The organism is Fibrobacter sp. UWH6 (assembly GCF_900142465.1).
Lineage (GTDB): Bacteria > Fibrobacterota > Fibrobacteria > Fibrobacterales > Fibrobacteraceae > Fibrobacter.
Genome location: NZ_FRAX01000006.1, coordinates 60801 through 73454, shown reverse-complemented (window position 1 = coordinate 73454; position 12654 = coordinate 60801). Strand labels below are relative to the sequence as shown.

The 12654-nt window shown below is 50.2% G+C and carries 11 protein-coding genes and 3 tRNA genes; 11 read left to right on the top strand and 3 right to left on the bottom strand.

Annotated features, from left to right (window positions below):
- Positions 1-113: 113 nt before the first annotated feature.
- The gene (locus BUB73_RS07210; protein ID WP_139258174.1) at positions 114-878 is read left to right on the top strand and encodes a hypothetical protein; all 765 of its coding nucleotides are present in this window, start codon (positions 114-116) and stop codon (positions 876-878) included.
- On the opposite strand, the gene BUB73_RS07205 is transcribed toward BUB73_RS07210, so the two are convergent.
- Complete coding sequence (locus tag BUB73_RS07205; protein WP_073284731.1) at positions 798-1790, bottom strand: hypothetical protein; 993 nt, start codon at positions 1788-1790, stop codon at positions 798-800. The two genes, BUB73_RS07210 and BUB73_RS07205, sit on opposite strands and share 81 nt — an antisense overlap.
- A gap of 128 nt (positions 1791-1918) precedes the next feature.
- Here BUB73_RS07205 and BUB73_RS07200 point away from each other — a divergent pair, with 128 nt between their 5' ends.
- The 4 genes from BUB73_RS07200 (at position 1919) to BUB73_RS07185 (ending at position 3821) form a co-directional block, all read left to right on the top strand.
- Positions 1919-2359: a hypothetical protein gene (locus BUB73_RS07200; RefSeq protein WP_073156667.1), complete on the top strand. Its 441-nt coding sequence runs from the start codon at positions 1919-1921 to the stop codon at positions 2357-2359.
- Between the two features lie 120 nt (positions 2360-2479).
- The gene (gene tpiA / locus BUB73_RS07195) at positions 2480-3241 is read left to right on the top strand and encodes a triose-phosphate isomerase (RefSeq protein ID WP_073284728.1); all 762 of its coding nucleotides are present in this window, start codon (positions 2480-2482) and stop codon (positions 3239-3241) included.
- Positions 3242-3287: 46 nt separating this feature from the next.
- Entirely contained in the window at positions 3288-3671 is a 384-nt protein-coding gene (gene secG / locus BUB73_RS07190; RefSeq protein WP_083538013.1) for a preprotein translocase subunit SecG, read from the top strand.
- Positions 3672-3737: 66 nt separating this feature from the next.
- Positions 3738-3821: transfer RNA gene (locus tag BUB73_RS07185), tRNA-Leu, on the top strand.
- 50 nt (positions 3822-3871) lie between these two features.
- Here BUB73_RS07185 and BUB73_RS07180 read toward each other — a convergent pair.
- Positions 3872-4453, bottom strand: a complete 582-nt coding sequence (locus tag BUB73_RS07180) for a hypothetical protein (protein WP_073156662.1) — start codon at positions 4451-4453, stop codon at positions 3872-3874.
- Between the two features lie 406 nt (positions 4454-4859).
- Here BUB73_RS07180 and BUB73_RS07175 point away from each other — a divergent pair, with 406 nt between their 5' ends.
- The 4 genes from BUB73_RS07175 (at position 4860) to BUB73_RS07160 (ending at position 7042) form a co-directional block, all read left to right on the top strand.
- Positions 4860-5090, top strand: coding sequence for a hypothetical protein (locus BUB73_RS07175; RefSeq protein ID WP_073233760.1), 231 nt, complete (start codon positions 4860-4862; stop codon positions 5088-5090).
- 171 nt (positions 5091-5261) lie between these two features.
- The gene (gene murD / locus BUB73_RS07170) at positions 5262-6626 is read left to right on the top strand and encodes a UDP-N-acetylmuramoyl-L-alanine--D-glutamate ligase (protein WP_073284725.1); all 1365 of its coding nucleotides are present in this window, start codon (positions 5262-5264) and stop codon (positions 6624-6626) included.
- Between the two features lie 81 nt (positions 6627-6707).
- Positions 6708-6791: transfer RNA gene (locus BUB73_RS07165), tRNA-Leu, on the top strand.
- 167 nt (positions 6792-6958) lie between these two features.
- Positions 6959-7042: transfer RNA gene (locus tag BUB73_RS07160), tRNA-Leu, on the top strand.
- 310 nt (positions 7043-7352) lie between these two features.
- Here BUB73_RS07160 and BUB73_RS07155 read toward each other — a convergent pair.
- Entirely contained in the window at positions 7353-9632 is a 2280-nt protein-coding gene (locus tag BUB73_RS07155; protein WP_088658708.1) for a family 43 glycosylhydrolase, read from the bottom strand.
- Between the two features lie 217 nt (positions 9633-9849).
- Between BUB73_RS07155 and tgt the strand changes: the two genes are divergently transcribed.
- The gene (gene tgt / locus BUB73_RS07150) at positions 9850-10986 is read left to right on the top strand and encodes a tRNA guanosine(34) transglycosylase Tgt (protein ID WP_073156654.1); all 1137 of its coding nucleotides are present in this window, start codon (positions 9850-9852) and stop codon (positions 10984-10986) included.
- Positions 10987-11093: 107 nt separating this feature from the next.
- Entirely contained in the window at positions 11094-12533 is a 1440-nt protein-coding gene (locus BUB73_RS07145) for an NAD(P)-dependent oxidoreductase (RefSeq protein WP_254794858.1), read from the top strand.
- Positions 12534-12654 lie beyond the last annotated feature (121 nt).

Below are 12654 nucleotides of genomic sequence, written 5' to 3'. Positions count from 1 at the left end.
TTCTTCCTAAAGCAAAACTCCGACCGATCCTTTAGCCATTGGGATGGGCCGGAGTTTACTTTTTTAGAGGAAGCAACGTCCAATTTTTTTGAATTTTAACTATCTTACGGTTTATGAATAAGCGCTTGTGGACTTTGGCAATATCGATGGCACTGACAGCAGCGTCAGCCCAGACATCCTGCCCACACTTTATTCTAGAAGCGCCCATGGTCGTAAACATCGAAGGCCATTTTATTAACGTAAAGAATTCCCGCGAAAGCATTGATGTGGAATGGCGTCACCACCCCGAAAGTCTAGACACGTTTTTTGTCAATGCATCTAACCGTCCGCAGTTCAACTTCATTACTGCAGGAAGTTACCGCTATATGGAATTTCCCGACGCCAAGATAAAGCGCCAGCTGGGCACCCACCATCTAAAAGAAACTATTGGCGACACTCCGCTAAAGTTAGACGATATGGAATTGCTGGCCAACGGGCAGTTCCTGTGCAAGAATCCCACAGAACAGAAGTCGAACGTTTTTTCTACCGCCCTGTCTATGACTTGGTGGAGTCTTACTGCAGACACGCTCCCCACTCCGCAGAGTGTAACCATGCGAGGAGCCCGCAAGGAAACCAGAACATTCACCATCCGTCAGTGGAGAAATTATTCGGGATCCACACTGCCCACTCTGGTCAAACTAGAAAGCGAACAGTACAACGGAGAAATCTGGATCCGTTCCGCCTATCCTATCCAGGCACTGCAATCCGACCCGCTCAAGAAGAACGTCGCCAAGAAAGCACAGCCTCAGCAGCCTGAGCTATTCCGCAAAATTCCAATGAAAGGGGAAAGAAAAATACCCCTGATACTCAAGCTGAATCAAGAACTGTTGCGCGAGTGATCCATCGTAGAAGGATTTCCTGATGCGGTTCCAGCCACCCACTTCCAAGGTCAGGTTCTGGAGTCCCTCATTCCATGAAAAATGAACGCCAGCCATAGACTTGACATAGCTCAAAGCCTCTTTTTCTACGGTATTGTGGCTGCGCAGGTAACCTGTTCTGTAGAAGTTATTTTCAAACAGCAATGCAAAATTTTCGTCCAGGGGAATACGCCCGAACGTTTCTACAACAATCAGGAAGTCACGACTGAACACAGGAATGTTACGCTTGTAATCGTAACTCTTGCCATCGAAATCCGTGCTTACATCCGAAAGAATGTAATGCAAGGTGAATCCTAAATCGGAACCACCACGGAATTCATAGTTCATCGTTAGACAGAAGTCAAACAACTGGGCATAGTCAAATTCAGCATCTTCGCCGCCCACGTTATCGAGAACGTAATCGGCGTTCCATGTTTCCGCAATCCTTCCACTGCCTGTCACATCAGAAGTCACCATTTCCAGGTTAGACTTGAAGTACAGGTAGCTTTCATAATTGAAATTCAGTTCAAAGGACGGATTGATCTTGAAAGGGCGCAGTCCAAGACCTGCGGAGTAACCTCCATAGAAGGGAGTCAATTCCAGCCCGCCATCCATGCGAAGGTAGCTGGGATTACGTCCCAGTCGTTCGCCGTAGGACAACATGTCCAGAGGCTCCAGCCAAGTATAATGGAGCGTCCCGAACAGCTGAGGCAACCACTGCCCCAAAACAAAGGGAGTATTGCCACTCAAGCCATAAGCCAGGTTGGGACCATATCGAAAGGCTGTCTGAGAGCTCTCGTTATAGCCATCAGCATAGGCATCAACGGGGTTTGCAACCGCAAACAGAGCACACAGAGTGGCTACAGCGCCAAATTTCTTTCCAAAACCGTTCATTTCAGTGTAAAATTAAAAATATTTTCATCTTTTGCCTAATAAAGTTCTTATTTTGTGGTCAACAAAACGAAATGATAAAATCAGACGATTAAAAAGCTGACTTTATAGATAAAATTAGAGGAGAAATTATGAAGCTCTCTCATATTTGCCTGCTCGGTGTTAGCGCCCTGATGTTCTGGGCCTGCGCCAGCCGTTACTCTTCCCCCATTCTTATCGAACGTGGCGAAGGTCGCAAGGAATATGAACGTGAATACTTTGCCATTAAGGAAAGTATGGGTATCGACAAGCGCCTGAAGGACGTGTTCAAGCAGGGCTATATCGAAGAAGGCATGACCAACGACATGGTCAACCTCCTGTGGGGCCCTCCCGACCACGAAAAGGAAACTTCTTCCAGCAGCGTTTGGGAATACTACACCCGCGAAGGTAAGCTGATTACCCGCCTTATCTGGAAGCACCCCGACCAGGCCCGTCTGAAGGGTTACGAAGGCGAATGGATCCTGGACAAGATCGAAGGCGACCGTTATGGTGGCTCTCCGGCACCGGTTTCCAAGCATTCTAGCAACTACTAATCGGTATTTTTCAGCCTCAAGCCCACAACTTGAGGCTATTTTTTTATTCGGTCTACCACAGGCAGTCCTTTTTTACTAAATTTACCCGCGTTAAATTTTAAACCTCTCAAGGAGTTAATTATGCGTCAGTATATCATTGCTGGTAACTGGAAGATGAACAAGACCGTTAGCGAATCCGTTCAGCTCGCTAAGGACATCGTTGAAGCCGTCAAGGACGTGAAGAAGACCGAAGTGGTCATCGCTCCGACCTACCTCGCCGCTGCTAAGGTTGCAGACGTCGTTAAGGGCACCAACGTGAAGCTCGCTATCCAGGACATCCACTGGAAGGACCAGGGCGCATACACCGGTAAGGTTTCCGTTGACATGGTTAAGGAAATCGGCGCAGAATACATCATCATCGGTCACTCCGAACAGCGTCAGTACTTCCACGAAACCGAAGAAACTGTTAACCTGAAGGTTAAGAAGACTCTCGAAGCCGGTCTGAAGCCCATCATCTGCATTGGCGAAACTCTCGACGAACGTAACGGCGGCAAGCTGGAAGCCGTTCTCTCCACTCAGGTTAAGGGCGCTTTCGAAGGCGTTTCCGCTGCAGACGCTGCTAAGTGCGTTCTCGCATACGAACCGGTTTGGGCAATCGGTACTGGCGTTACCGCTACCGACGAACAGGCTCAGGACACCCAGGCATACGTTCGTTCCGTCGTTGCCGAAGTCTACGGTGCTGAAGTTGCTGAAGGCATGCGCATCCAGTACGGTGGCTCTATGAAGGGCGCCAACGCTGCAGGCCTCCTGGCTCAGAAGGATATCGACGGCGGTCTCATTGGTGGTGCAGGCCTCAAGGCTAACACCTTCATGGAAATCATCGCTGCTGCAGAAGCTAAGTAATTAAAGCTTTTAGCACAACAATTTAAAACCAAGGTAAATAACTATTATGGCAACTCTCTTCTGGATTCTTATCGTCCTCCACGTGTTCCTCTGCTTGTTCCTCATGCTCCTCGTTCTGGTTCAGAACGACAAGATGGGCGGCCTCGCAGGTCTCGGCGGCATGACTTCTCAGTCTGCCTTCTCTACCGCAGGTGCTGCGACCTTCATCCAGAAGTTGACCCGTGCCATTGCAGTTATCTTCTTCATCGTCGTTTTCGCCCTCGGCCTCATCACTGCCAAGCAGGATCAGGCTGTCGAAGAATCCGCCATGCAGAAGGCTACTCGCGAAAATGCAGCCCAGCAGGCTCCGGCAATCCCGGCTCTCCCCGCTGACTTCGGTGCACCGGCAGCAGCTCCCGCAGCTGAAGTTCCGGCTCCCGCCGCAGAATAATTACCTGGTAAACAGCTTTTGCGCGTAAGCTTGCAGATTCGTCTGCGACGCTGCAGCGCAAGGTTCGCGGTCGTGGTGGAATTGGTAGACACGCTAGCTTGAGGTGCTAGTGGGAGCGATCCCATGACAGTTCAAGTCTGTCCGACCGCAGTAAAAAAGACTCAGTTCAAAAACTGAGCCTTTTTCTTTTTTCAAAAAAATCACTTATTCAAAGAAGGCTGCATCCCTCGTTTTCGAATTTTCTCCAACTGCATTTGATTACAAAAACCTGATACATAGATATAGTTTTCTCCAGAAACGGACTGTTTCTGTCTTCCAAAATCCAGCTCGTATTTCCATTTCAGCGGATGAACCAATCCAGCGAGAGATTTAACATAAAGAGAATCCGCTGCACTAAAATAAAAATCAATCAAATCATAAGGCGAAACAGCTAAAGAGTGTCTGCAGCGGGCCCCTAAACACGTCCCCCCCGACATTCCCCTAAACGGGTTTATCTTAGCCTTATCCGAACTCACACCAACCAGACTTACATCAAAATACGTTTTCGTCACTCTATTTCGAGCATCGATGGTAAAAGAAATGTCATCAATCATCTCGTAGGCCGTCAACACAAATCCACTGTCCTTACCAACAAAGACGCTGGTATCCTTGTAAAAACAGAAATTGGCAAAGATGGGGTCCGTTTCGGAAGAATCATTTTCAGAAACACACCCCTCAGCGAAAGAAAGCGAAGCCGCCAGCGTAATTAACAAAATGGATTTACAAACGAGACTATAAAACATGGGACGTTCCTAGAGCATAATAGATGTTAAACAACGTTACAAAAGTACAAATAAGTTTTGCAAAAAACATATTCGCAAAATTTATCTTTCACTTAACTAAGCCAGAACAATAAATTAAACGCAAAAATTCACGAAATAAAATTAGAGTTAAAGCCAGCAGAACAATCAGCCCGCATCAACACAATCTTTTCTAGCCCCAAAACAAACTATATTTGGCTAAGCAAATTCCAAGACGCCGAAGAACCTTTCTGCGAAGACTTTGAAGAAGCCGAAGAGCTAGCAAATCACTAAATGCAAAAAAAACGATCCCATGACAGTTCAAGTCTGTCCGACCGCAGCAAGAAGTCCGTCCTTTGGGGGCGGATTTTTTTATTTTAGCCCTACGGTTATCGAGGGAGGACGATTCATGATCAAGTTTTTTTTCGCGACAGCTATCTTCATTTGCGGTTGCTCATTAGATTCGGAGCGTGAGTGCCTAGAAGACAGAGATTTCTGCCTAGACTACGATATCGACCGACAAAACAACTGCATCGACGAAGACGCCTACAAGACTTGCATCCAGAAATATTCAAAAAAAGCAATGACTAACGTTGAAGAATTCTGCAAGGACCAAAGCACCTACAAGTGCAGTAATTAGCCAGAACAACGCAGCCAATCCGCTGAACAAAAGAACTGACGGTTGCTAAATTTTACCCCGTTAAAAAGGAAATCCCGTCTAGATCCTTGATTCTATCGGACCTGCTGTCCTCCAGAATGACTGGTCGAGGATAACATTGGCCGGGATGACATTTGAAGATAAAGGTTTAACATGAACAACAATTTGGTTTCTCCTGTAGGCATTCTCGGCTTTGGCGTTGAAGGCCAGAGCACCTTGCGTTATCTGTTCCGTGAAGGCGTCAAGGACATTGTCGTGATGGACAAGAATCCGGTGAACTTGCCGGAAGTTCCTGCAGGCGTAAACGTGAAGGTTTGCAGCGGCGAAAGCTACATGGACGGCCTCAAGGATTGCGTGACCGTAGTGCGTTCTGCAGGCGTATACCCCATGAGTCAGGAACTGTTCAAGTTCCAGATGAACGGTGGCATGATGACTAGTCAGATTCAGCTGTTCCTGGAACAGACCAAGTCCAGCAAGGTGGTGGGAGTTACCGGCACCTTGGGCAAGGGCAGCACCGTCAGCATGATCAGTCACATTCTCGACAAGTGCGGCAAGGCAAACATCATCGGCGGTAACTTCGGCGTGCCGGCGCTGGACCTGCTGGAAGACGATTCCGCAGACCGAATCAGCATTCTGGAACTTTCCAGCTTCCAGCTGATGACGCTTTCGAAGTCGCCGGACGTAGGCGTGGTTCTGCGCGTGTCTACGGAACATCTGGACTGGCACAAGACTGTCGAGGAATACCGCGACGCCAAGGCAAATCTGGTTCGCTGGCAGAAGAATAGCGGCACTTGCGTCTACCTGAAGGATGCAAAACCTACCGCAAAGATCGCAAGCGAAAGCCCCGCCCGCAATAAGCTGGCTGTTAGCTTCGGCGACGGCGAAAACGGAAGCAATGACGGAAACGCCGTTATCGAAGGCTCTACGCTGACCATCGGCAGCGACAAGCTGTTCCTGGGCGATTGCAAGGTCCGCGGCATCTATCAGCTGGAAAATATGGCGGCAGCAACCCTCGCCTGCACCGCCCTGGGCATCAAGGTAGCCGACGCTTTCGAAGCCTTGAAGTCTTACGAAACCCTCCCCTTCCGCATGGAATTTAAAGGCGAAAAGAAGGGCATTGAATTCTACAACGATAGCTACGCCACCCGCCCCGACGCCACCATCGCAGCCACAGGCAGCATGAAGCGCCCCTTCGCGCTGATTCTGGGCGGTTCCGAAAAGAACGCCGACTTTACGGAACTTAGCAACATCCTGGTGAAGGAACGCCCCAACCTGAAGCGCGTGGCCCTCATAGGCGCCACTGCAGAACGCATGCTTGACGATCTGAAGAAGGCTGGTGTAGATGAAGCAGGCATCAAGACGGCCATCTTCCCCACTCTTGAAGAAGCTTTCGCAGACAGCCTGAATATCGGTGAAGGCGGTACCGTTATCATGAGCCCCGCCTGCGCAAGCTTCGGTCTGTTCAAGAACTATAAAGTTCGCGGCCAGGTTTTTGACAAGCTAGTTTCTGAAGTTTAATTTTTTTGAGAAAAAGCGGTTAAAACCCTTTACAAGATTAAACGAAATAACTAACTTTGAGCCGTTCCGTTAAAGGACCTCGCGGTCGTGGTGGAATTGGTAGACACGCTAGCTTGAGGTGCTAGTGGGAGCGATCCCATGACAGTTCAAGTCTGTCCGACCGCAGTAAATAACTCGCTTGAAAAAAGCGGGTTATTTTTTTATAGTCAGACGTTTTCACGCCCGCTTTCACCCCCAAAAACTTCTTCATTTTTTTCAAAAAAATTTCCGTTCAAACATTTACAAAAACGCAATTTGTTATTATCTTTGAGCCGTTCCATTAAAAGGACCTCGCGGTCGTGGTGGAATTGGTAGACACGCTAGCTTGAGGTGCTAGTGGGAGCGATCCCATGACAGTTCAAGTCTGTCCGACCGCAGTAAATAACTCGCTTGAAAAAGCGGGTTATTTTTTTATTTAGCCGACACAGATTCCGCTTTTTTTCAACACCGACGCTGATTCCGCGTTTTTAGAACACCGACGCTGATTCCACGCACTCCTAAAACATCCCACGCCCCCAAAACATCCTGTACATATTCAAAACGTCCGGTTCCGTCCCGCGCCCCCAAACTTCCGCACACATCCCAAACGCGCGTTTTATAATCAGTCAAACATCAACAAAACGCGCACAAAACAGAAAAGCCTCCCGAAGAGATTCGGGAGGCTCATCCGTTTGATTTTTCCATCAATTATTTAACGGTATTCACCATCATTTTCTTGGCACCGTCCACCTGCTTCAGCAGGTATACGCCCTTGGCATAGCCGGCAGCGTTAAGAGCCTTGGCGGCACTCTTTCCAGCCAGGTTAACCAGGCCGACCTTGTTGCCCTGAACATCGAACACATCGTAGTTCATGCCAGAAGTTGCAACGAAGTTGATTTTCTTCATAGCGGTTGTTTCGCCAAGAGGATTGTCATCGTCGGCATTCTTGCCCTTCACCAGGTTGAAGTAATCAAGGTCAAACCAGTCTGCGGTTGCAGTAATGCGAATGATATTCACACCGGCCTTCAAGGCCACATTAGTGGAAATCTTGTTGTAATCATCGAAGTTCTGTTCGTCATCGCTAGAAGAAGTTGCTGCAGGAACTTCAACTTCGCCGGCTTCAGTACCATTGACAGACACACCGAAACTTGCACCGCCGTTAGAAGCTGCGGCAATGTACATGGTGTAATCGCCAGCTTCAGCAGCATTCACAGAGTATTCCAGCCATTCGCCCTTTCTGATATAGCCAACCACAGTCTTCGTTTCACTCTTCTTGTAGATGTCAACACCAGTGCCATCGCGATACTTGGAGCATTCAGCTTCCTTGCCTGCGTCGGTACAAGAGTGGTTATCGGCATCATCTTCATAGTAGGAATCATTGCCTGCGCCGTAGCCCGGATCATCGAAGTCTTCGGCCTGTACAATTCCAGGAACAGTCCAGGGAGTCTGGGTCTCATTATGAGCGGTCTGGGGTTCCGGTTCGCGCTTGGTTCCCTGGAATTCCCATTCAAGAATACCCATGGTAGAGTCCTTTGCACCCTTGAATACGAAGAACACCTGATCAACTTCTCCGGTAAGACCCTTCATTTCGCAATCATTATCGGCATAGTCATTCCAGCCGCTAGTCTTTGCCAAATCGCAGGAACCTGCCAAAGTACCGGTGACAGAACCAGTATGGATTTCAACCTTGTTGTCGTTACCCACGTTAGCAGCCTTGATGCGAAGATTCTGGGCACCCTTGCCGAAGTCCACGCCAGTCACGCGAATCCAGGATTCCTTGGTGGCAAGGGGAGTCAGCACATGCTTAACAGCCTGGCCCTTGGTCCAGTCGGTACGGCTACGGACATTGCGCTGCTTGGAACTGGTGAGAGCCTTGTAGGTGTTGTACGGATCGAACTTGCCTACCTGCTTAGGACCTTCCTTGGTGAACACAAGCTTGTTCATGGAGCCATCAGCCGCGTAGGTAATTTCATCGATACTTACACTACGATGGTTACCCGGTTCCGGATCGGCAACACCCAGGGAAGCAGGATGTTCCTTAGCGCGAACAAGGCGACGATCATGATAAACAGCATAAGTCTTGCCCTTGAATTCAGCAAAACCCTGGTGGTTGTTACCGCCATCGCAACTATGAGTTTCACAGTCGTTAATCTTCCACACGGCTTCGATAACGATACCCTTGTAGGAGTAAGGACCAAGGGGATTCTTGGACATACCGTAACCGATTTCCTGACCGCTATTGTTGAAGCTGATATAGTACCAGTCACCATGCTTATGGATGTAAGGAGCTTCAAAGGACTTTTCTGCCTGGACTCGAGTCAGAGAGTTCCTGTCCAAAGTCACCTTGCCGTTACTTTCGGTAAACTTGATAATATCGAAGTTATTACCGATGGGACGCTTCACAGAGCTGGCCGATCCACCACCAAAAATCACATAGCCGGTACCATCTTCTTCAATGAAGATACCCGGGTCAAAGCAGTGGTCGATGTCATCGCAGTTGCCGAGGAAGCTATTGGAGCCACCGGCAATTCGAGGTTTGCCATAAGCATCCATAATGGGGTCTGTATAGGGACCATCAATGCTAGGAGCGGTAATCATACCCACGCCACTTGCGCCGTCGGGATACACAATAAAGGGTCTGCCATTACGGACGGCAATGCCGGAAGCCCAGGTATTGCCGGGATAAGAACCAAATTCACGCTTTGACTGGAAAACCATGCCATGGTCGGTCCAGTTCACCATATCCTTGGAACTGAAAGCATACAGACCGATAATATTGTACTGGAACGGGTCAGTGCTGACGCACATATCGTCCGTATCGGTCAGAATGTAGAAGGTATCACCATCAGAAGCGGCAGAAGGGTCTGCCAGATAATGATAACTGGAAATAGGATTTTCCGCCATTGCGGATGCGGCCAGGCCAAAAACGGCGGCAGCCACAAACTTGCGAGAGAGAAGGGCCGCTGTCGCGAGCTTATTCATCTTCATAACTTACTCCATACACGAATATCCCACCCATTGGAATTATTCTTATAGGAAAATACTCTATAATAATGGAATATGAACATTCGAATCCACCTTGTCATGGACAAATTGACAACGGCAAAATATTTACAAGCGCTATAGGAAACGCGGCTTCGCCCATACTATGGGAAATCGGGAAAAAAAAGCTATCTTTACAAAAAAAGTTAAAGAATCGTAAGACATGAACCGTTTTGAACTCATAAAGACTTCCAAGAAGTCCAAGGCACGTCTGGGAGTGCTCCACACGGACCACGGCGACATCCATACGCCGATTTTTATGCCCGTGGGCACCGAAGCTACCGTAAAGTCGGTAACGCCCCAACAGCTGAAGGATCTGAAGGCCGAAATTATCCTGGCCAACACCTACCACCTCTACCTGCGTCCCACAACGCCGAAAATCGCCGCTGCCGGCGGCATTCACAAGTTCATGAGCTGGGATCGCCCGGTTTTGACCGACAGCGGTGGATTTCAGGTATGGAGTCTGAAGGATTTACGCAAGATTAAGCCCGAAGGGGTGGAGTTCAGAAGCATTCTGGACGGTTCCAAGCACTTTTTCAGCCCGGAAACCGTCATGAAGGCCCAGCGCGAGATCGGCGCCGACATCATTATGGCCTTCGACGAGTGCACGCCCTACCCCAGCACCGAAAAAGAAGCTCAGCACAGTCTGAATTTCACGCTGAAATGGACCAAAGAGGCCATGGATTGGCTCAAGGCCAACCCGGAAATCCACGGTTACGAGCAGAAGTTCTTCGGAATTGTGCAGGGCGGCATGCATAAACACCTGCGTAAGCAGGCAATAGAGCGCATCGCGGAACTGGAACCCGACGGATTTGCCATGGGCGGCCTCTCTGTAGGCGAGCCCACCGAAACCATGTACGAAATTGCTGATTTCTGCACCGACTACCTGCCTAAGGACCATGCCCGCTACGTGATGGGCGTAGGAACCCCCTGGAACCTGCTGGAATTGATCGGCCGCGGCGTAGACATGTGCGACTGCGTCATGCCAACCCGTAACGCCCGTAACGGAATGCTGTTCACCAGCGAAGGCGTCTTGCGTTACAAGGCAGCCCGCCACGCCGAAGAATACGACAAGCCGGTGGACCCAAACTGCGACTGCTACTGCTGCCGCAACTTCAGCCGCGCCTACCTGCGCCACCTGCACCACGCCGGCGAATCTTTGGGCTTTACCCTGGCCAGCATCCACAACCTGCATTTCTATCTGCACCTGATGCAAGAGGCAAAGGACCACATCGCAGCCGACGACTTCGAAGAATGGAGCAAGGCCAAGATCGAGGTTCTGCAGCGAAATCTGGAATAACGATACTGACAAAACCTTTATAGGCATCGTATATTTTTTATATTTGCCCGCGAAAAATTTGAAAACAGGCATCAAACCCGAAGGTGATTATGCAGGACTCTTCCGCAATGGATAAAGCCGCTCAGGCAGAATTGGATCGCATCAACGCGCTCCCCACGGTGACTCTGAAAGACAAGATGGCCATTCCGCCCCAGCGTGGTGCAGAACTTCCCCATCGCGAATACCGCACAACCATGGACGAAAGCACCAAAACCATGTCTCTGGCACAGGCTCGTCTCGAAGCTAGCCGTTGCATGGACTGTAAGAAGCCGTTCTGCACCGCAGCCTGCCCCATCAGCATGCCTATCCCCCAGTACCTGAAGTTGCTGGCCGGTGGTAACATCGAAGGCGCTGTGGAAATGATCCGCGCCACTTCCCTGCTGCCCTCCATCTGCAGCCGCGTCTGCCCCCACGAAAAGCAGTGCCAGTCCAGCTGCGCCATGGGTCGTACCCTGAAGGATATGAACAAGGGTATCCATATGGGCGAAACCGAACGTTTCTGCATGGACTACGAACGCGAACACATGGGCGGCAAGAAGGTTCCTGCCATGGCCCCCTCCACTGGCAAGAAGGTTGCCGTTATCGGTTCCGGTCCTGCAGGTTTCTCTGCAGCAGTAGACCTCCGTACCCTGGGCCACGATGTCACCATTTTTGAAGCCTACGACTTGCTGGGTGGCGTGCTCCGTTACGGCATTCCTCAGTTCCGTCTGCCCAAGGACATCGTTGACTACGAATACAGCATTCTCCCCAAGATGGGCATCGAAATCAAGACCGGCGTTACCATCGGTAAGGATATCACCATCGAACAGCTGAAGAAGGACTTTGACGCCATCTTCATCGGTAACGGCGCCGCCCAGGCTCTCAAGACCGGCGTTCCCGGCGAAGACCTGAAGGGCGTCTACACCGCCGAAGAATACCTGAAAAAGGGCAACCGCGGCGTTGAAATTGAATCCGGCAAGCGTGTTATCGTCGTTGGTGGTGGCAACGTGGCTATGGACGCAGCCCGCATGGCATTCCGTCTGGGCGCCGAAGACGTCCGCGTGGTCTACCGTCGTACTCTTAACGAAATGCCCGCCTGCAAGGCAGAACTCCGCGAAATCCTGAACGAAGGCGTGGTGGTTATGGAACTGCACAACCCCGCCGAATTTATCGCCGACGAAAACGGTCACGTCAAGCAGGCTAAGTTGGACCTGTTCCAGCTGGGCGAACCTGATGAAGCTGGCCGTCCCCGTCCGGTGAAGATCGAAGGCCAGAGCGAAACCATCGACTGCGATACCGTGGTCCTGGCAATCGGCAGCAGAGTTTCCAGCGAAATCAAGGACACCACTCCGGGTCTCGACACCAATCGCAACGGCACCTACATCGTCCGCGCCGAAGATTCTTGCGAAACTTCTGTTGACGGAGTATTCGTCGGTGGCGACGCCAAGCACGGACCCCTCACCGTGGTGATGGCCATGAAGACTGGCCGTGACGCTGCAGTCCAGATCCATAAGGCTCTCGTCGGTTAATCAAAAGGTTTGCGGGACCTACCCGCAGTTCCCCCAAAAATTTTAGAGGTTCCGCACAAAGGCGGAGCCTCTTTTTTATGCCCAGTCCAATCCTAGGCCGCCAAGAAAAAAGCGTACCGCA

Excerpts from the sequence above, each read along its gene's own strand:
- BUB73_RS07205 (WP_073284731.1), bottom strand. The coding sequence starts at position 1,790 with ATGAACGGTTTTGGAAAGAAATTTGGCGCTGTAGCCACTCTGTGTGCT.
- BUB73_RS07180 (WP_073156662.1), bottom strand. The coding sequence starts at position 4,453 with ATGTTTTATAGTCTCGTTTGTAAATCCATTTTGTTAATTACGCTGGCG.
- secG (WP_083538013.1), top strand. The coding sequence starts at position 3,288 with ATGGCAACTCTCTTCTGGATTCTTATCGTCCTCCACGTGTTCCTCTGC.
- BUB73_RS07175 (WP_073233760.1), top strand. The coding sequence starts at position 4,860 with ATGATCAAGTTTTTTTTCGCGACAGCTATCTTCATTTGCGGTTGCTCA.
- BUB73_RS07200 (WP_073156667.1), top strand. The coding sequence starts at position 1,919 with ATGAAGCTCTCTCATATTTGCCTGCTCGGTGTTAGCGCCCTGATGTTC.
- BUB73_RS07145 (WP_254794858.1), top strand. The coding sequence starts at position 11,094 with ATGGATAAAGCCGCTCAGGCAGAATTGGATCGCATCAACGCGCTCCCC.
- BUB73_RS07155 (WP_088658708.1), bottom strand. The coding sequence starts at position 9,632 with ATGAAGATGAATAAGCTCGCGACAGCGGCCCTTCTCTCTCGCAAGTTT.
- tpiA (WP_073284728.1), top strand. The coding sequence starts at position 2,480 with ATGCGTCAGTATATCATTGCTGGTAACTGGAAGATGAACAAGACCGTT.
- BUB73_RS07210 (WP_139258174.1), top strand. The coding sequence starts at position 114 with ATGAATAAGCGCTTGTGGACTTTGGCAATATCGATGGCACTGACAGCA.
- tgt (WP_073156654.1), top strand. The coding sequence starts at position 9,850 with ATGAACCGTTTTGAACTCATAAAGACTTCCAAGAAGTCCAAGGCACGT.
- murD (WP_073284725.1), top strand. The coding sequence starts at position 5,262 with ATGAACAACAATTTGGTTTCTCCTGTAGGCATTCTCGGCTTTGGCGTT.